This window comes from Pseudoflavonifractor sp. 60 (assembly GCF_009911645.1).
Lineage (GTDB): Bacteria > Bacillota > Clostridia > Oscillospirales > Oscillospiraceae > Lawsonibacter.
Map to the genome: position 1 here is coordinate 15,871 of NZ_QWKI01000139.1, position 17,748 is coordinate 33,618.

Sequence of the window (17,748 nt, forward strand, 5' to 3'; positions counted from 1 at the left end):
CGCGGCGGACCTCCGCTGCGCGCAGCACAAAAAATGGGAGGTTGATTTTGATGAAAATTGTAGTATTAGACGGCTACACAGAGAATCCTGGCGACCTGAGCTGGGCAGGTATGGAGGCGCTGGGCGAGGTGACGGTGTATGACCGCACCCCCCTGGACGACGAGGGGGAGATCATCCGCCGCATCGGGGACGCTGATGTGGTGCTCACCAACAAGACCCCCATCAGCCGGGCCGCCCTGGACGCCTGCCCCAGTGTGAAGTTCATCAGTGTACTGGCTACCGGCTACAATGTGGTAGATGTGGCCGCCGCCCGGAAGAAAAACATCCCCGTGTCCAACATCCCCACCTACGGCACCGCCTCGGTGGGCCAGTTCGCCATCGCCCTGCTGCTGGAGATCTGCCACCACATCGGCCACCACAACGAGGCGGTCCACGCCGGTCGCTGGGAGCACTGCGCCGACTGGTGCTTCTGGGACTACCCCCTCATTGAGCTGGCGGGCAAGACCATGGGGGTCATCGGCTTCGGCCGCATCGGCCAGCAGACGGGTAAGATCGCCAAGGCCCTGGAGATGAACGTCATCGCCTACGACAGCTACCCCAACGACACAGGAAAGGCTATCGCCGAGTATGTCTCCCTGGACGAGCTGCTGGCCAAGTCCGACGTCATCGCCGTCCACTGCCCCCTCTTCCCCGAGACTCAGGGCATTATCAATAAAGACAACATCGCCAAGATGAAGGACGGGGTCATCATCCTCAACAACAGCCGGGGCCCCCTGGTGGTGGAACAGGACCTGGCCGACGCCCTCAACTCCGGCAAGGTGGCCGCCGCCGGCCTGGACGTGGTGTCCACCGAGCCCATCAAGGGGGACAATCCCCTGCTGAAGGCCAAGAACTGCATCATCACCCCCCACATCTCCTGGGCCGCCAAGGAGCCCCGCTCCCGGATCATGGATATGTCGGTGGACAACATCAAGGCCTTCCTGACCGGAGCTCCGGTCAACGTTGTGAACTGAGAGGAAGATCGCTATGAGCCTGCGTTCCGACGCCCAAACCATCATCTCCTCCGCCATTCAGGCGGTCCAGCCCGACGCGGCGGTGAAGCGGGCCCTCCAGGGGCGGGAATTCCCCGGCCGGGTTGTGCTGGCCGCCGCCGGAAAGGCCGCATGGCAGATGGCCAAGGCCGCCCAGGACTGTCTGGGGGCCCGGCTGGACCAGGGAGTGGTGGTCACCAAGTACGGCCACGTCTCCGGCCCCATCCCTGGCTGCGCCTGCTATGAGGGGGGGCACCCCGTCCCTGACGAGAACTCCTTCCGGGGTACCCAGGCGGTGCTGGACCTGGTGTCCGGCCTGACTGCCGGGGACACGGTGATTTTCCTGCTGTCCGGTGGGGGAAGCGCCCTGTTTGAACAGCCCCTGATCCCTGGAGAGGAGCTCCAGGACGTGACCAGTCAGCTCCTGTCCAGCGGGGCGGACATTGTGGAGATGAACACCATCCGCAAGCGGCTGTCCGCCGTGAAGGGGGGGCGGTTTGCTCAGCTGTGCGCCCCCGCCCAGGTATTCTCCATCGTCCTCAGCGACATTTTAGGAGACCCCCTGGACATGATTGCCTCCGGTCCTGCCTGCGCCGACCAGTCCACCTGCGCCCAGGCCCAGGCTATTGCGGAAAAATACCACCTGAATCTAACCCCCCAGGCCCGGGAGCTGCTGGACCGGGAGACCCCCAAGGCGCTGGACAACGTGGAAACCCGAATCACCGGCAGCGTCCGGGAGCTGTGTACCGCCGCCGCCCAGGCCGCCCGGGAGCTGGGCTATGAGCCGGTAATCCTTACCGACCTGCTGTGCTGTCAGGCCCGGGAGGCGGGCTCCTTCCTGGCCTCCATCGCCTGCACCCACCAGGGTCAAGGCAAAAAGCTGGCCTTCCTGGCGGGGGGCGAGACGGTGGTCAAGCTCACCGGCTCCGGCAAGGGGGGCCGCAACCAGGAGTTGGCCCTGTCCGCCGCCCAGGGCATTGACGGACTGGTCAACGTGCTGGTCTTCTCCCTGGGCTCCGACGGCACCGACGGCCCCACCGACGCCGCCGGAGGTATCGTGGACGGCCAGACCGCCCCCCGGCTCCGGGCGCAGGGTCTGTCCATCCACCAGGTCCTGGAGGACAACGACGCCTACCACGCCCTGGCCAAGGCGGACGGTCTGATTGTCACCGGCCCCACCGGCACCAACGTCAACGATGTGGCGGTGGTCCTGGTCGCCGGTTGATATAAAGATTTTAAATAATTAAAATACAAAATATCAATTTTACAAATAATCACATTTGTGCTATCGTGTCAATATCAACTGAAAGGAGAATGAACTATGTTTAATCCTGCCAGCCGAATGGAAGCGCTCCCCTTCTCCGAGATCCGTGTGATGATGGAGAAAGCGACCCAGATGCAGAAGAACGGCGAGGACGTCATCCACATGGAGATCGGCCGCCCCGACTTCGACACCCCTGAGGTCATCAAACAGGCCGCCTACAAGAGCTTGGAGAACGGCAACGTGTTCTACACCTCCAACTACGGCACCCCCGAGCTGCGCCAGGCCATTGCCGACAAGCTGAAGCGGGACAACGGCGTGGACTACAAGGCCGAGGAGATCCTGGTGACCATCGGCGTGGGCGAGGGCACCTATGCCGCCGTGGCCGCCTTCACCGAGCCAGGGGACGAGATTTTGGTCCCCGACCCGGTTTGGCTCAACTACATCCACGTCCCCCACTTCTTCGGCGCGGTGCCCGTCAGCTACGCCCTGAAAGAGGAGAACGACTACCAGATCGACCTGGACCAGATCGAGAGCCTGATAACCCCCAAGACCAAAATGCTGGTCATCAACACCCCGGGCAACCCCACCGGCGTGGTTCAGTCCTATGAGACACTGGAAAAGCTGGCCGACATCGCCAAGAAGCACAACCTGATTGTGGTCTCCGATGAGATCTACGAGAAGCTGGTGTACGACGGGGCCAAGCATGTGAGCATCGCCGCCCTGCCCGGCATGAAGGAGCGGACCATAACCCTCAACGGCTTCTCCAAGTGCTACTCCATGACCGGCTGGCGTCTGGGCTACGTGGCCGCCCCGGTGGAGTTCATCAAGGCCATGGTGCGGGTCCACGCCTACATCAACACCTGCGCCCCCTCCTTCGTTCAGGAGGCCGGCATCACCGCCCTGGAGAAGGCTGAGCCCGACGTGCAGGAGATGGTGAAGGAGTACCAGCGCCGCCGGGACTACACGGTGTCCGCCATCAACGCCATTGACGGCCTGAGCTGCAAGACCCCCGGTGGAGCTTTCTACATCTTCGTCAACATCAAGTCCCTGGGCCGGAGCTCCGCCGAGGTGGCCGACTACATCCTGGAGCACGCCAAGGTGGCCGCTGTACCTGGTTCCGCTTTCGGCCCCGAGGGTGAGGGCTACATCCGCCTGTCCTACGCGTGCAGCTATGAGCGGATCGTGGAGGCCATGGAGCGGATCAAGAAGGCCATCGCTCAGCTCAAAGGCTGAACACCTCTCCTACGGGGATGTCAAACTTCAGCTGCTCTAAGTACAGCTCCAGCTGTTCCTCAAAATACTCCAGCGCCGGCTCGCTGGTGACCAAAGGGAAGCGGTGGGTGATTTTGTAGCAGCACCGGTCCGGCGGCGGGTTTTTCAGCTCACTGACATAGACGGGCCGGAAGCGGGCCATCTCGTAAACCACCGACTCGGGCGCCACCATCCACGCCCCCTCGTCCTGCCACAGGCTGCGGGCCAGGGTCATGGTGTCCAGCGACACACAGGGCCGGGAGTAGTTGGTCAGCCACTGGTTGTGCCACAGCTGATAGGGGTCGTCCCACTTGAGGAAAATCTCCCGGGCGGCATCCAGCTCCTCCGTGTGAACCAGGGGCTTGTCCACCGCCGGCTTGGCAGACTGGATCAGATAAAACTTCTCCTGAAACACCTGCTTGCAGATGATGTTTTTGTAGTACAGGTGGTAGAAGACAAATGCCACGTCAATGTCGTGGTTGTCTAAAATCCCGTACAGCTCCGCCGACTGATGGGTGCGTACGTCCAGGTCCACAATGGAGTTCGGACCCATCAGCTCCCGGTAGAAGGGGGCCAGCAGGGCCACATTCACGCTGTCGGTGCAGCCCACAGACAGCAGGACCCGGTCCCGGCTTCGCTTCAACAGGCGGGTCTCCTTCCAGAGGGACAGCATCCGCTCAGCAATGGGGATGAACTCGATCCCCTCCGGAGTCAGCTCGATCTGCTTAAATCCCTTGCTGCGGGTGATGAGGGAAAAATCCAGCTCCTTTTCCAGCACCTTGAGCCGGTGGCTGATGGTGGGCTGGGAGAGAAACAGGGTCTCAGCGGTCTTGGAAATGCTTTTGGTATTCACAATGGTGAGAAACATCTCTACGTCGGTCAAATCCACAAATATCTACCTCCTTAAATATTCACTTTTTATATATTATAAATGATTGTTTATCATTTGGAAAGAGGGTTTTTATTATGGCAGTTGGTTGCAGAATCAGACGCAATTTTGTTCGCCCGGACCGGGCTCTGGTGGAGGCCTTTCGGGGTATCCCGGTGGCCAATATTGACGACTGCATGGGCCGTCTGGCCGCTGTAGACGCCGGTCTGGAGCCTATGAACCACTCCCCCCTGCTGGGCACCGCCTTTACCGTGCTGTGCCCCGCCGGCGACAACCTGATGTTCCACAAGGCCCTGGATATGGCCCAGCCCGGCGATGTGCTGGTCATTGCCGCCCGGGGCAGTCTGAGCCGCGCCCTGTGCGGCGAGATCATGGCCACCTACGCCAAGAGCCGGGGCCTGGCCGGCTTCATCATCGACGGCTGCGTCCGGGACCGGGACGAGCTGGCCCAGTTCACCGACTTCCCCGTCTACGCCCGGGGCGTGGTGCCCAACGGCCCCTACAAAAACGGCCCTGGCGAGATCAACTTCCCTGTCAGCGTAGGCGGCCAGGTCATCTGCCCGGGCGACATTCTGGTGGGCGACGGCGACAGTGTGCTGGTGGTCAAGCCCGAGGACGCGGAGCGGGTCGCCAAGGAGGCCGCCGCTGTTCAGAAGAAGGAGCAGGGACAGATTGCCGACATCCTCTCTGGCAAGGGCTTCCCTCGCCCCTTTGTGGATCAGGTCCTGGAGCAGATCGGCGTGGAGTACGTCGACTAAATTCAAGTTCCCCTCTCCCCTTTTCTCTTCCGCCTCAGGAACACGTTTCCTGGGGCGGACATTTTTACCTATGGCAAATCGTACAAACCGGGGCGGAAAAATCTATCAAAAACAGAAAAATTTTTTAAAACCGCAAATATGATGTTGACTAAATCTTTGTTTCGATGATAAAATTAAAAATATAGGTTGGAATTCAAAAATAATTCCAACATATAAACGAGGAGGGGTTTTACATGAAAGCACTGGCAAGATATGGAAAGGCCTTCGGCGGCTATCGGATGATCGACGTGCCTCGCCCTGTGTGCGGCCCGGAGGACATTGTGGTCCGCATTCGGGCGGCGGCTATCTGCGGCGCGGACATGAAGCACTACAAGGTGGACAGCGGCTCTGACGAGTTTAATTCCATCCGCGGCCACGAGTTCGCCGGCGATATTGTGGAGGTGGGCAGCCAGGTCACCGACTGGAAGGTGGGCCAGCGCATCGTCTCCGACAACAGCGCCCATGTGTGCGGCGTGTGTCCGGCCTGCGAGGCGGGGGACTTCCTGTGCTGTGAGCACAAGGTCAACCTGGGCCTGGACAACAACACCTGGGGCGGCGGCTTCTCCAAATACTGCCTGATCCCCGGGGAGATCCTCCGCATCCACAAGCACGCCATCTGGGAGATCCCGGAGGGGGTGAAGTACGAGGAAGCCGCTGTGCTGGACCCCATCTGCAACGCCTACAAGGCGGTGGCCCAGCAGTCCCATCTCCTCCCCGGCCAGGACGTGGTGGTCTTCGGCACCGGCCCCCTGGGTCTGTTCTCAGTACAGATCGCCAAGCTGATGGGGGCGGTGAACATTGTTATGGTGGGCCTCCAGGAGGACACCAAGACCCGCTTCGAGATCGCTAAGGAGTTGGGCGCGACCCACTGTGTCAACGGTTCGGTGGAGGACGTGGTGGCCCGGTGTACCGAAATCTGCGGCCGGGACAACCTGGGGCTGGTGGTGGAGTGCTCCGGCGCCAATATCGCCCTGAAGCAGGCCATCGAAATGCTCCGCCCCAACGGCGAGGTGGTCCGGGTGGGGATGGGCTTCCGCCCTCTGGAGTTCTCCATCAACGACATTACCGCCTGGAACAAGAGCATCATCGGCCACATGGCCTACGACTCCACCTCCTGGCGCAACGCCATCCGCCTGCTGGCCGCCGGACAGATCAAGGTCCAGCCCATGATAACCCACCGGATGGGCCTGTCCCACTGGGAGGAGGGCTTCGAGGCAATGGCCAACAAGGAGGCCGTGAAGGTCATTTTCACCTACGACTTTGACGACGAGGACTGAGGAGAAATGATGAAAAATACAGAGGCCATCCTGGTGACGCCGGGGACCATGCGCATCCAGGACGCGCCGGTTCCGGCGCCCAAGGAGGATGAAATCCTGCTGAAGGTGGAGTACGTGGGCATCTGCGGCTCCGACATTCACGGCTTTGAGAGCGGTCCCTTCATCCCGCCCAAGGACCCCCGCCAAAAAATCGGCCTGGGCCACGAGTGCGCCGGGACGGTGGCGGCGGTGGGGGCCAAGGTGACGAAGTTCAAGGTGGGCGACCGGGTCAACATCGAGCCCGGCGTCCCCTGCGGCAAGTGCCCCTTCTGCCTATCGGGCCGCTACAACATCTGCCCCGACGTGGACTTTCTGGCCACACAGCCCAACTACCGGGGGGCGCTGACCAACTACATAACCCACCCGGAGGCCTTCACCTACAAGCTGCCCGATAACATGAGCACCCTGGAGGGGGCCCTGGTGGAGCCGGCGGCGGTGGGCTTCCACGCAGCTATGGAGGCCGAGGTGAAACCGGCCAAAAAGATTGTCATCCTGGGGGCGGGCTGCATCGGTCTGATGACCCTCCAGGCCTGCCGGAGCATGGGGGCCACCGAGATCATTGTGGCCGACGTTATTCAAAAGCGGCTGGATATGGCCAAGCAGCTTGGGGCCGCCTATGTGGTCAACGGCAAGGAGGAGGACACCGTGACCCGGACCCGGGAGCTGTTTGGAGATTGGGGGGCGGATATCGTCTTTGAGACGGCGGGCAGCCCGGTCACCGCCCGGCAGACCACCCAGCTGGTGTCCCGGGGCGGGCGGATCATGATTGTGGGGACTGTCCCCGGCGACACCCCCATCAACTTCCTGAGTATCAACCGTGAGGTTAAGATCCAAACCGTCTTCCGCTACGCCAACAACTACCCCATGACCATCGAGGCCATCTCCTCCGGCCGCTTCGACGTAACATCCATGGTCACCGACATCTACGACTACCGCCAGGTCCAGCGGGCCTTTGAGGAGTCGCTGAGCCGCAAGGCGGAGATTATCAAGGGCGTCATCAAAATGGAGGATCAGTGATCCCCCTTCCAAATCAGAAAGGAGCTGTCGAAAATGTTAGCGGATATCAGATATTGGGAACATCAGGCCACAGCCGGCCACTACGCCATTCCCCATTTCAATGTGTGGAACGCAGAGATGCTGATGGGTGTTATGGACGCGGCGGAGGAGCTGCGGGCCCCCATCATTATCTCCTTCGGCACTGGCTTTGTGGGCAACACCTCCTTTGAGGACTTCTGCTGGATGATGGTGTCCATGGCCAGAAAGGCCGCCGTCCCCGTCATAACCCACTGGGACCACGGGCGCAGCATGGAGATCGTACAGAACGCCTATAAGCACGGGATGAACTCGGTGATGCGGGACGCCTCCGCCTCCCCTCTGGAGGAGAATATCCGCCTGACCAAGGAGGTGGTGGACTATTTCCACCCCCTGGGCATTCCCGTGGAGGCGGAGCTAGGCCATGTGGGCAACGAGACCGTCTATGAGGAGGCCCTGGCCTCCTACCAGTACACCGACCCCAGCCAGGCCGCCGAGTTTGTGGCCCGGACGGGCTGCGACTCCCTGGCGGTGGCCATCGGCAACCAGCACGGCGTCTACACCTCCGAACCCAAGCTGAACTTTGAGGTGGTGGAGAAGGTGCGGGACGCAGTGACCGTTCCTCTGGTGCTCCATGGGGCCTCGGGCATCGGCGACGACGACATCCGCACCGCCATCCGCCTGGGCATCGCCAAAATCAACATCCACACCGAGCTGTGCCAGGCCGCCATGGACGCCATTCGGGCCAACACCGGCGCCTCCTTCCTGGAGCTGGAGCGGGCGGTTCGGGCCGCAGTGAAACAGCGGGCGGCGGAGAAAATTGTGCTGTTCGGCGCCGACGGCAAGGCGCAATAAGGAGGAGGGTTTACCATGAAGACGATTAAGCTGGGCACATTGGACAAGGAAGTATCCCGCATGGGCCTGGGCACCTGGGCCATCGGCGGGGGTTCCGCCTGGGGCGGAGACAAGGACGCGCAGGAGAGCATCGCCACCATCCGGAAGGCCCCGGAGCTGGGGGTCAACCTGATCGACACCGCCCCTGGCTACAACTTCGGCAGCAGCGAGCGTATCCTGGGCCAGGCACTGAAGGAGATGGACCGGGACAAGGTGGTCATCATCACCAAGTTCGGCGTGGTGTGGGACCGGGAGGGCTCCCTGTTCAACAAGGTGAATGGCCGCCAGCTCTACTGGAACCTGTCCCGGGAGTCCATCCTGGAGGAGATCGACAAGTCCCTGGAGCGGCTGGGCGTGGACTACATCGACGTGTATATGTCCCACTGGCAGTCGGTGGAGCCCTACTTCACCCCCATCTCCGAGACCATGGAGGTGCTGAACGAGCTGAAGGCCCAGGGCAAAATCAAGGCCATCGGCGCGGCCAACGTGACCCCCGCCCAGGTGGAGGAGTACCTCAAGTGGGGCAGCCTAGACATTGTGCAGGCCAAGTACTCCGTGCTGGACCGGGAGGTGGAGAAGGAGCTGCTCCCCATCTGCAAGGCCCACGGCGTGGCCCTCCAGGCCTACTCCCCCCTGGAGATGGGCCTGCTCACCGGCGCGCTCCCCCGGGACTACAAGCCGGTGGGCGCTCAGATCCCCAAGAAATGGTTTCAGCCCGAAAACCTGCCCAAGGTCTTCGACTACCTGGACCGGCTGAAACCCCTCACCGAGAAATACCAGTGCTCCATTGCCGACATCAACATGGCCTGGATTCTGGCCCAGGACGAGAAGGTGGTCCTGCTCAGCGGCGCCACCACGGCGGACCAGATCAGTCAAAATGTCCGCTCAACCCAGATCGACCTGAGCCCGGAGGACGTGGCCCTCATCCGCGGCATGGCGGAGGAGCTGGGCTGAGATGGACAGGGCCTGTGAAATCGTCATTTTGGGCGCGGCCATCACCGACCTGCAAATCTACCCCGTCAGCAAGTCTGTGGTGGATGTGGCCTCTTACCCCGCAGAGCAGATGGTCTGGACCGTGGGGGGCGACACCCTGAACGAGGCCACCATTTTGACCCGCCTGGGCCACAGGGTCCGCATGATAAGCTGCATTGGCGACGACGCGCCGGGCGCTATGATTCTGGAGCACTGCCGGGAAAATCACATCGACACCGCGTTTCTGAATCGGGATCCCACCAAGACAACCGCTATCAACGTGGGGCTGATTTGGAAGGACGGAGAGCGCACCTTCCTCAACAACAGGAGCGGCAGCTTGTGGACCTTCTCCCCGGAGGATGTGGACCTGAGCGCTGTCTCTGAGGGGAAAATCCTCTCCTTCGCCAGCATTTTCAACAATCCCCTGCTGGACGGTCCCTTCCTGCTGGAGCTGTTCCGCACCGCCGCCGCCCGGGAAATGACCATCTGCGCCGACATGGTGGCTCCCAAGCGGGGGGAGACCCTGGAGGATGTGCGGGAGGCCCTGGCTCTGGTGGACTACTTCTTCCCCAACTACGAAGAGGCGGCCCGGCTCACCGGCGAGACCGGCATTGACGCCATCGCCGACGCCCTGCTGGACCTGGGCGTGAAGAACGTCCTGCTGAAAATCGGGAGGCAGGGCTGTCTGGTAAAGAACCGGCAGCGGCGGCTTATCGTCCCCGCCTACCCCGACGCCCGCTGTGTGGACACCACCGGCGCGGGGGACAACTTCGCCTCCGGCTTCATCTGCGGCCTGCTGGAGGGGCTGACCCTGGAGGAGTGCGCCCAGCTGGCCAACTGCGCCGCCTCCCTGGCCATTGAGGCGGTGGGGGCCACCCAGGGGGTCCAAAGCCGGAAACAGGTGGAGGCGCGTCTGGCAGATTACCTGCAAAAAACAAATAAATAAGCTCAAACAGAATACCGAGAGGCAAAAACGGAAAATTTTCCTTGCTCATTGGGGAAAGAGGCGGTATAATAGCGTTAAGATTTTGTGAATTGATTGTGTGAGGGAGCATTATGGCACAGAAGGACAGGCTGGAGAGCATCCGCAATTCCATTCAGCTGGAGAAAAAACTGACCGTCTCCCAGCTGAGCCGGGACTTGGGCGTAACGGAGGAGACCATCCGCAGAGACCTGGAAAAGCTGGAGCAGGAGGGCGTCCTGACGCGGACCCACGGCGGCGCGGTACTCAACGCGCAGAGCGTCTCAGAGAACATCGACTACCTGGTGCGGGCCAACCACAACCGGCGGGAGAAGGAGATCATGGGACGTCTGGCCGTCTCGGTCATCCCGGACCGGGCCAGCATCTGCGCCGACGCCAGCTCCACGGTGATGGAGGCGGTGCGCCTGCTGAAGGGCCAGCCGGATATCACGTTGCTGACCAACTCGGTCCAGATCATCAATGAACTGCACCAGTCCGCCTTCACGGTGGTATCCACCGGGGGGACGGTAAACAAAAACACCTTCTCCATGCAGGGGAAGGCGGTGCGCAAAATTTTAACGGACTATTATGTGGATATCGTCCTTATCAGCTGCAAGGCGCTGAACCTGAACGGCGGCATCTTCGACTCCAACGAGGAGGAGGGGGAGCTGAAGCGGCTGATGGTGGAGCGGGGTCAGAAGGTGATCCTGATCGCCGACCACTCCAAGTTCGACCGGGTCGCGTTCATCAAGGTGATGGACCTGGACAAGCTGGATGTGTTGGTCACCGACCGGGAGCCCTCCCCCGAGTGGAAGGCCCTGTGTCAGGAAAAAAACATCCGGCTGGTCGTCCCCAACGGCAGTGCGGAATAGAACCCGCATCCCGTCTGTCTCACCAACGGCGTTCTGTTTTATCAGAACGCCGTTGGTTTTTGTTTTTCCTTTGAATCAAAGATTTTCTCAACAAACGCCATCTTTCTTCTTTGAATCAAACTATTTCAGAAGAATGTGTGTCCGTTTCAGGGATATCCACCATAAACTCCCCCGTTGATTCTGTATTATCAACATAATAAGTCTTTGATAATTGTTGAAAACGGATAAAACTTATTTGAACAAGAAAATTATATTGACAATTCAAACATCTTATTGTAAAGTTAAAACAGGATTTATCGGTAAAAGTGCAAAAAGCGATCATTCAAAAAGGAGGTATATCTTGTGGCATTGAAGAAGCGTAAGGTACAGGCAGTGGGACCGCCTAGAAACAGCCTGGGCGGCCGGCTCCGAAGAGAATGGCACCACAACAAACAGGTCTACATCATTCTGCTCCCGGTGGTCGCCTACTTCATTATCTTCCATTACATTCCCATGCTGGGTGTTCAGATCGCTTTCCGGGATTACAGCATTGCCGGCGGCATCTGGGGCAGTAAATGGGTCGGCCTGAAGCACTTTAAAAACTATTTCCACAGCTACTACTTCGGCCGTCTGATTAAAAACACTGTTCTGCTCAGCGTCTTTAATATCCTCCTCAGCTTCCCCGCCCCCATTATCCTGGCGCTGCTCATCAACGAGGTCCGCAACGCCAAGTTTAAGCGGATTGTGCAGACCGTCACCTATCTCCCCCACTTTATCTCCATCGTGATCGTGTGCGCGCTGCTGCGGGATTTCTTCTCCAGCACCGGTCTCATCAATCAGCTGCTGGGCACCAACATCGACTTCTTCAACAAAGAGGAGTGGTTCCGTCCCCTGTATATCCTGTCGGGCATCTGGCAGGAGGTGGGCTGGGGCTCCATTGTCTACTTATCCGCCATCACCTCCATTGACAACAGCCTCTATGAGGCCGCCGAGGCCGACGGCGCCAACCGCTTTGACAAGCTCATTCACGTGACCCTCCCCGGCATCGCCACCACCATCTCCGTCATGTTCATCCTCCGGGTTGGCCGGGTTATGACGGTGGGGGCGGACAAGGTGCTGCTGATGTACAACGAGAGCATCTACACCACAGCGGACATCATCTCCACCTTCGTCTACCGCCAGGGCCTGCTCAACCGGGACTACAGCTATACCGCAGCAGTGGATCTGGTCAACTCCCTGGTCAACTGCGTCATCCTGGTGGGCGCCAACAAGATTAGCAAAAAAATCAGCGGAAGCGGACTTTGGTAAGGGGGCGCGGACCATGAGAAAAAACAAGATTAAAACCTTTGACGTCATCAACACCATCATCCTGTGCGCCCTGATGCTGATCTGCGTCTACCCGTTCATCTATGTCATCTTCGCCTCCTTCAGCGAGCCCTGGGAACTGACCATGCACCGGGGCCTGCTGCTCAGACCTCTGGGCTTCACCCTGGAGGGCTACAAGGCGGTATTTGCCAACCGTCAGATCTGGTCGGGCTACTTCACGACCCTGTTCAACCTGGTGGTGGGCACCACCATCAATATTTTCCTGACCCTGCTGGCGGCCTACGGCATCTCCCGAAAAGACCTGATGCTCCGCAAGCCGCTGACCATTATGATCGTCTTCACCATGTTCTTCAACAGCGGCATCATCCCCCGCTTCCTGGTGGTCCAGAAGCTGGGCCTGTTTGATACCCGTATGGCCATGATCCTGCCCACCGCCATCAATGTGTTCAACCTGGTCATCATGCGCACCGCCATCGAGGGCATCCCCAGCGAGCTGGAGGAGGCGGCGCTGCTGGACGGGGCAAACCATTTCACAATCCTCTTTAAAATCATAACCCCGCTGATTAAATCAACTCTGGCGGTGCTGGTGCTGTACTACGGCGTGACCCACTGGAACCAGTGGTATCAGGCCCTGATGTACGTCCAGAGCCGGGAGCTGTACCCCCTCCAGCTGGTGCTGCGGGAAATTTTGATTGGCAGCTCCACTGAGGCTATGACCAGCGGCGCGGTGGACTCCCTGGGCGACAGCTTCATGCTGGGCGAGGTCATCAAATACGCCACCATTATCGTGGCCACCGTCCCCATCCTGACCATCTACCCCATGCTCCAAAAGCACTTCGTCAAGGGCGTGATGGTGGGCGCAGTCAAGGGTTGACCTGAGACACCGTTTCAAATATAATATAGGAGGTAATCAAATGAAAAAACGGATTTTCACAAAGCGTCTGCTCAGCGGACTACTGTCTGCCGTCCTGCTCACCGGCGCGCTGGCCGGCTGCGGCGGAAAGAACGACCCCCAGAGCAGCGGCTCGGGGGGCGGCTCCGGGGAGCTGACCTACTGGATCAAGATGGACGCCACCAAGATCAGCCCCACCACCGACGATTTCGGCACCATCCTCTGCTACCAGGAGATGGCCAAAAACACCGGCGTCAACGTCAAGTTCATCCATCCCCCCGCCGGCCAGGAGGACGACTCCTTCAACATTATGATCTCCGGCGGCCAGTGGCCCGACCTGATCCACTGGGACTGGGGCAACAGCATGAGCGGCGGCCCGGACAAGGCCATTGAGGACGGCATCATTATGGACCTGACCGACCTTATCGATGAAAAATGCCCCAACCTAAAGGCCTTCCTGGACGAGTACCCCGAGATTCGCGCCGCCATGACCACCGACGAGGGCCACATCTACTGCTTCCCCAATGTCTACCCCTACTTCGAGGACGACACCCTCATCGTGGCCAACCGGGGCTACCAGATCCGCAAGGACTGGCTGGCGGAGGCCGGATTGAGCGCCCCTGAGACCATTGACGACTGGTATCAGATGCTCAAAGCCTTCAAGGCCAGGGGGACCAACGCGGCGGGTCAGGAGATCTACCCCATGGTGTCTCAGCAGCTGTCCTCCAAGACCAGTATGCTCCGCACCTTTGCCAACGCCTGGGGCGGCCTGGACTACGACTTCTACGTGGACAACGGCGTGGTCAAGTACGGCCCCATCCAGCCCGAGTTCAAGGAGTACCTGGCCACCATGCGCCAGTGGTACGCTGAGGGGCTTATCAACCCCAACTTCTCCACCATCGACCTGAAGGAAGTCAACGCCATGGTCACCAACGAGCAGACCGGCGCCTGGTTCTACGGTCTGGGCGCGGGCATGGGCGTGTACATCAAGGCCTTTGGCGAGGACGAGAGCAAAATTGCCGGCATTAAATTCCCCGTGGTGAACAAGGGGGACACCCCCAAGTACACCATCCTGGACAACTACCCCTTCGTGGGCCTGGGCGCCGCCATCTCCACCAACTGCAAGGACGTGGACGCGGCCTGCAAGTGGCTGGACTATCACTACAGCGATGAGGGCCGGATGCTGATGAACTGGGGCGTCCAGGGCGTCAGCTATGACCTGGACGAGAACGGCGAGCCCTACTTCCTGGACACCGTCCTCCACGACCCCGACGGCCTGTCGGTGGACGTGGCTCTGGGCAAGTACACCATGGTCTCCCAGCTGGACGCCATCGCCAAGGACCACCGGGTTGAGGCCATCCGGATGTGGAGCTACGACTCTCAGCGGGAGGCATCCCAGGAGTGGAACGCGGCAGACTTCTCCTACCGCTATCCGCCCACCGCCACCAAGACTCCCGACGAGGCCTCGGAGTACGCTTTCATTATGAGCGACATCGACACCTACCGCAATGAAAACCTGGTCCGCTTCATTGTGGGCACCGAACCGCTGGAGAACTTCGACAGCTTTGTGGAGACCCTGAACAAAATGAACATCGGCCGGGCCACCGAGATCATGCAGGCCTCCTACGACCGGCTCCAGGCCAGAATGGACGGCTGACACACATCGTTTTTTTGAGGGACCGGCTTGCCAGTCCCTCTCCATACCCGCAAACCGCCGCAGAACAGGAGGTACAAGAGTTGAACGGGATTTTTCGCTACGACAGCCCGGTCATGGAGTTTTTCTCCCGCGTGGCTGACCTGATGATCCTGAATGTGATCACCTTGGTCTCCATGCTCCCGCTGGTCACCGTGGGCGCCGCCCTCACCGCAATGCACCGCGTCCTGCTGGACATGGTGCGGGAACGGGAACACCACGTGGTCCGCTCCTACTTCCAGACCTTCCGGAGCAATTTCAAGCAGGCGACCCTGCTCTGGGGGATTATGGCGGCGGTGGGAATCGGACTGTTTTTGGATATCCGCATTCTGCGGGGCGGCGGACTGCCCGGGGCCGTCCTCACAGTGATCCTGGGGGCCGCGTCCTTCTTCTGGTACCTGACCTTCCTCTACCTCTTCCCCCTCCAGGCCCATTTCGAAAACCGAATGCGGGATACGCTGAAAAATGCCCTGCTGATGTCCATTGCCGCCTTCCCCCGCACCCTGGGAATCCTGGCCGCCAGCTCCCTCCCCGTCCTCCTGGTCCTCCTGCTGGACGCCCGCTGCCTGCCAATCCTCTTCTTTCTCGGCGCTGTGGGACCGGGCTACCTGTCCGCTCTGCTGTACAGCCCCTACTTAAAGCGCTTTGAGCCGGACGAGGAGTAGGTTATACGTTAAAACCGTGCAGTCTCAGGCTGTTTTCCCTTGAGACTGCACGGTTTTTTTATCCATTGAGCGCCCATGACGCCGGGGTCAGCCCCCCACCAAAATCGCCATATGCGCCAGAGTGGCGCTGTCGTTTTTAAACAGCTCGTCCCGGAGCTGAGTGCGCTGGCTGGGGTTGTGAATCAGCGACCGACTGGTGTGGACCAAGGTATGAAACAGCCGCGCCCGACTGACCTCCTTATCCATGGAGCAGACGGCGGTAAAGCGGTAAAAGCTGTACAGATTGCAGAGGTTTACATAGCTTGTCCACAGTTTTTCCGGCGTTTCCACTGAGGGCAGAGCCAGATAAAAGGCATCGTTCACCATAAGGTTCTCCATAAAATGCTCAGAGCCGCCTAGCAGCTGTGTCAGTTGGTCCTCCAGCTCCTGGTAATGTCCGGCATTGATGGTTACACGATTCATGTCCAGCTGTTCCAGGGGGGTGTCACCGATGACCGAGGCCAGCAGCTCAGTAGCCAGCTGCCCCCAATTCTGAGCCAGGTTGAAAAGCAGGTGGAGGTTATGGAGCATGAACATCTGCCGGTTTCCGGACAGTTTTTCCAAACCCTCGGTCAGCGGGGTGGGGTCCTGGAGCAGGGCCCGCCATCGGAGGAATGCGCGGTCCAGGGCGGAACCATCCTGCCAGTCCAGAGCGCCCAGTTGCTGAGTCATCAGACCCAGGAGGAGCATCCGCTGGGAGAGGGGGAGGGTTCGGGTCTGGAGGGTGTCAATCCACAGCTCCCGGAGGGGGGCAAAGCGGGCCTCCATGGCGTGGTCCGGGTTGAAGCGCCGGTGGTCCTCCGGGGGCAGGGGTTCCTCAATGAAATCCAGCCCCTCCTCCAGGTCCCAGAGCAGGGCCAGAACCCCCTCACAGGAGGGTGAGAGCGCATATTCCAGGGCGGCGGTGGTATAGCCGCTGTGGCGGGGGTAGGTGCGGCAGACCATGGGCAGGGTGTCCGCCCCGCACTCCAGCTGGAGACGGCACAGCCCCTCCGGAGTGTGGAAGGCACAGCGGCCATGTTGGCTGTCGGGAAATTCCGCGTACATTTTGCCGTGCTCCGCCTCACGAAGACGCTTCATCCCCTTCTCCAACAGCTTTTCAAGCTCTTCACTTTTAGGGGCGCGCTTAATAGCCAGATAGTCCTTTTTGCTAAACTCGATCCTCCAGTTTGCACAGCAGGTGTCCTGACAGTCCCCCATGATGCAATGAAAATCCTTGTAACAGGCGGGCATCAGGGCGGTGCAAATCAAGATGGATTTTTCAGACATGGTAACACCTCATTTTAAAAGCAGCTCTATAAATGGCATACAATTCCAAGCCCCCTTTGGTAAAGAGGACAGTGCGCACGCGGGAATGGGGATTGTCTTCGAAAGCACTCCTTCTATTTCAGATTCCAAGTAGAAGCAGCGCCAGCAGATCAATCCCCACCGCTTCGCGGAGCCCCTTTTCAAAGGGGCCAGGCCGCCTGCGGGCGGGACTGGGGATAAGCCCTGCAAAGCAGGGCCACACAAGCGGCGAATCCGCTTGCCCCCTTTGGGCTAAGGGGTCTTATCCTGTTTCGCAGGATACAAAGCAAGGGGCGGACCGAAGCCCGCCCCCTGTGTGGGTCGATATGATCTTCCCCGTGTTCAGCCGTAGGCTTAGCCCAGCAGCTGGAGCACGCCCTGGGGCAGCTGATTGGCCTGAGCCAGCATGGCCTGGGCAGACTGCACCAGAATGTTGTTCTTGACGTAGCTCATCATTTCCTCGGCCACGTCGGTGTCGCGGATGGTGGACTCGGCGTCCTGAATGTTCTCGGCCATCACGGACAGGTTGTTGGCGGTGTGGTCCAGACGGTTCTGGGTTGCGCCCAGAGTGCCGCGGATGGAGGAAAC

General features: G+C 60.0%; 17 protein-coding genes. 14 read left to right on the top strand and 3 right to left on the bottom strand.

Annotated elements, in window-relative coordinates:
- The first annotated feature begins 50 nt into the window (after positions 1–50).
- From D1646_RS15520 to D1646_RS15530, 3 genes are all read left to right on the top strand, one after another.
- Positions 51–1,013 carry a D-2-hydroxyacid dehydrogenase gene (locus D1646_RS15520; RefSeq protein ID WP_160637346.1) on the top strand — a complete coding sequence of 321 codons (963 nt, stop codon included), beginning with the start codon at positions 51–53 and terminating at the stop codon, positions 1,011–1,013.
- Positions 1,014–1,020: 7 nt separating this feature from the next.
- A complete protein-coding gene (locus tag D1646_RS15525) occupies positions 1,021–2,256 on the top strand; it encodes a glycerate kinase (RefSeq protein ID WP_160637359.1) in 1,236 nt (411 codons plus the stop codon).
- A 96-nt stretch (positions 2,257–2,352) separates the two neighbouring features.
- Positions 2,353–3,528: a pyridoxal phosphate-dependent aminotransferase gene (locus D1646_RS15530; RefSeq protein WP_160637347.1), complete on the top strand. Its 1,176-nt coding sequence runs from the start codon at positions 2,353–2,355 to the stop codon at positions 3,526–3,528.
- Here the strand turns inward: D1646_RS15530 and D1646_RS15535 are convergent.
- On the bottom strand, positions 3,518–4,435 hold the full coding sequence (locus D1646_RS15535) for a LysR family transcriptional regulator (protein WP_160637348.1): 918 nt from the start codon (positions 4,433–4,435) through the stop codon (positions 3,518–3,520). The genes D1646_RS15530 and D1646_RS15535 overlap by 11 nt on opposite strands.
- Before the next feature lie 77 nt (positions 4,436–4,512).
- On the opposite strand from D1646_RS15535, the gene D1646_RS15540 reads away from it, so the two are divergent.
- The 11 genes from D1646_RS15540 (at position 4,513) to D1646_RS15590 (ending at position 15,834) form a co-directional block, all read left to right on the top strand.
- Positions 4,513–5,193: an RraA family protein gene (locus D1646_RS15540; protein ID WP_201754716.1), complete on the top strand. Its 681-nt coding sequence runs from the start codon at positions 4,513–4,515 to the stop codon at positions 5,191–5,193.
- 233 nt (positions 5,194–5,426) lie between these two features.
- Positions 5,427–6,509 (top strand): zinc-binding dehydrogenase, encoded by a 1,083-nt coding sequence (locus tag D1646_RS15545; RefSeq protein WP_160637349.1) that lies wholly within the window; start codon positions 5,427–5,429, stop codon positions 6,507–6,509.
- Positions 6,510–6,518: 9 nt separating this feature from the next.
- Positions 6,519–7,565 carry an NAD(P)-dependent alcohol dehydrogenase gene (locus tag D1646_RS15550; protein WP_160637361.1) on the top strand — a complete coding sequence of 349 codons (1,047 nt, stop codon included), beginning with the start codon at positions 6,519–6,521 and terminating at the stop codon, positions 7,563–7,565.
- 33 nt (positions 7,566–7,598) lie between these two features.
- Positions 7,599–8,435 carry a ketose-bisphosphate aldolase gene (locus D1646_RS15555; RefSeq protein ID WP_160637350.1) on the top strand — a complete coding sequence of 279 codons (837 nt, stop codon included), beginning with the start codon at positions 7,599–7,601 and terminating at the stop codon, positions 8,433–8,435.
- A gap of 15 nt (positions 8,436–8,450) precedes the next feature.
- Positions 8,451–9,428 carry an aldo/keto reductase gene (locus D1646_RS15560; protein WP_160637351.1) on the top strand — a complete coding sequence of 326 codons (978 nt, stop codon included), beginning with the start codon at positions 8,451–8,453 and terminating at the stop codon, positions 9,426–9,428.
- Position 9,429: 1 nt separating this feature from the next.
- Positions 9,430–10,392, top strand: coding sequence for a carbohydrate kinase family protein (locus D1646_RS15565; protein ID WP_160637352.1), 963 nt, complete (start codon positions 9,430–9,432; stop codon positions 10,390–10,392).
- A 110-nt stretch (positions 10,393–10,502) separates the two neighbouring features.
- A complete protein-coding gene (locus tag D1646_RS15570) occupies positions 10,503–11,279 on the top strand; it encodes a DeoR/GlpR family DNA-binding transcription regulator (protein WP_160637353.1) in 777 nt (258 codons plus the stop codon).
- Between the two features lie 342 nt (positions 11,280–11,621).
- A complete protein-coding gene (locus D1646_RS15575) occupies positions 11,622–12,566 on the top strand; it encodes an ABC transporter permease subunit (RefSeq protein WP_347565234.1) in 945 nt (314 codons plus the stop codon).
- A gap of 13 nt (positions 12,567–12,579) precedes the next feature.
- On the top strand, positions 12,580–13,458 hold the full coding sequence (locus D1646_RS15580; RefSeq protein ID WP_160637354.1) for a carbohydrate ABC transporter permease: 879 nt from the start codon (positions 12,580–12,582) through the stop codon (positions 13,456–13,458).
- A gap of 40 nt (positions 13,459–13,498) precedes the next feature.
- On the top strand, positions 13,499–15,133 hold the full coding sequence (locus D1646_RS15585; protein ID WP_160637355.1) for an extracellular solute-binding protein: 1,635 nt from the start codon (positions 13,499–13,501) through the stop codon (positions 15,131–15,133).
- 80 nt (positions 15,134–15,213) lie between these two features.
- Positions 15,214–15,834 carry a DUF624 domain-containing protein gene (locus D1646_RS15590; protein ID WP_160637356.1) on the top strand — a complete coding sequence of 207 codons (621 nt, stop codon included), beginning with the start codon at positions 15,214–15,216 and terminating at the stop codon, positions 15,832–15,834.
- 87 nt (positions 15,835–15,921) lie between these two features.
- On the opposite strand, the gene fliB is transcribed toward D1646_RS15590, so the two are convergent.
- Both fliB and D1646_RS15600 read right to left on the bottom strand, forming a co-directional pair.
- Entirely contained in the window at positions 15,922–17,142 is a 1,221-nt protein-coding gene (gene fliB, locus D1646_RS15595; RefSeq protein WP_160637357.1) for a flagellin lysine-N-methylase, read from the bottom strand.
- 372 nt (positions 17,143–17,514) lie between these two features.
- Positions 17,515–17,748 (bottom strand): flagellin (locus tag D1646_RS15600; protein ID WP_279279949.1); only part of this gene is annotated, 234 nt, incomplete at its 5' end.

Coding starts and splice junctions, on each gene's coding strand:
- D1646_RS15520 (WP_160637346.1), top strand. CDS start 51: ATGAAAATTGTAGTATTAGACGGCTACACAGAGAATCCTGGCGACCTG.
- D1646_RS15530 (WP_160637347.1), top strand. CDS start 2,353: ATGTTTAATCCTGCCAGCCGAATGGAAGCGCTCCCCTTCTCCGAGATC.
- D1646_RS15540 (WP_201754716.1), top strand. CDS start 4,513: ATGGCAGTTGGTTGCAGAATCAGACGCAATTTTGTTCGCCCGGACCGG.
- D1646_RS15545 (WP_160637349.1), top strand. CDS start 5,427: ATGAAAGCACTGGCAAGATATGGAAAGGCCTTCGGCGGCTATCGGATG.
- D1646_RS15550 (WP_160637361.1), top strand. CDS start 6,519: ATGAAAAATACAGAGGCCATCCTGGTGACGCCGGGGACCATGCGCATC.
- D1646_RS15555 (WP_160637350.1), top strand. CDS start 7,599: ATGTTAGCGGATATCAGATATTGGGAACATCAGGCCACAGCCGGCCAC.
- D1646_RS15560 (WP_160637351.1), top strand. CDS start 8,451: ATGAAGACGATTAAGCTGGGCACATTGGACAAGGAAGTATCCCGCATG.
- D1646_RS15565 (WP_160637352.1), top strand. CDS start 9,430: ATGGACAGGGCCTGTGAAATCGTCATTTTGGGCGCGGCCATCACCGAC.
- D1646_RS15570 (WP_160637353.1), top strand. CDS start 10,503: ATGGCACAGAAGGACAGGCTGGAGAGCATCCGCAATTCCATTCAGCTG.
- D1646_RS15580 (WP_160637354.1), top strand. CDS start 12,580: ATGAGAAAAAACAAGATTAAAACCTTTGACGTCATCAACACCATCATC.
- D1646_RS15585 (WP_160637355.1), top strand. CDS start 13,499: ATGAAAAAACGGATTTTCACAAAGCGTCTGCTCAGCGGACTACTGTCT.
- fliB (WP_160637357.1), bottom strand. CDS start 17,142: ATGTCTGAAAAATCCATCTTGATTTGCACCGCCCTGATGCCCGCCTGT.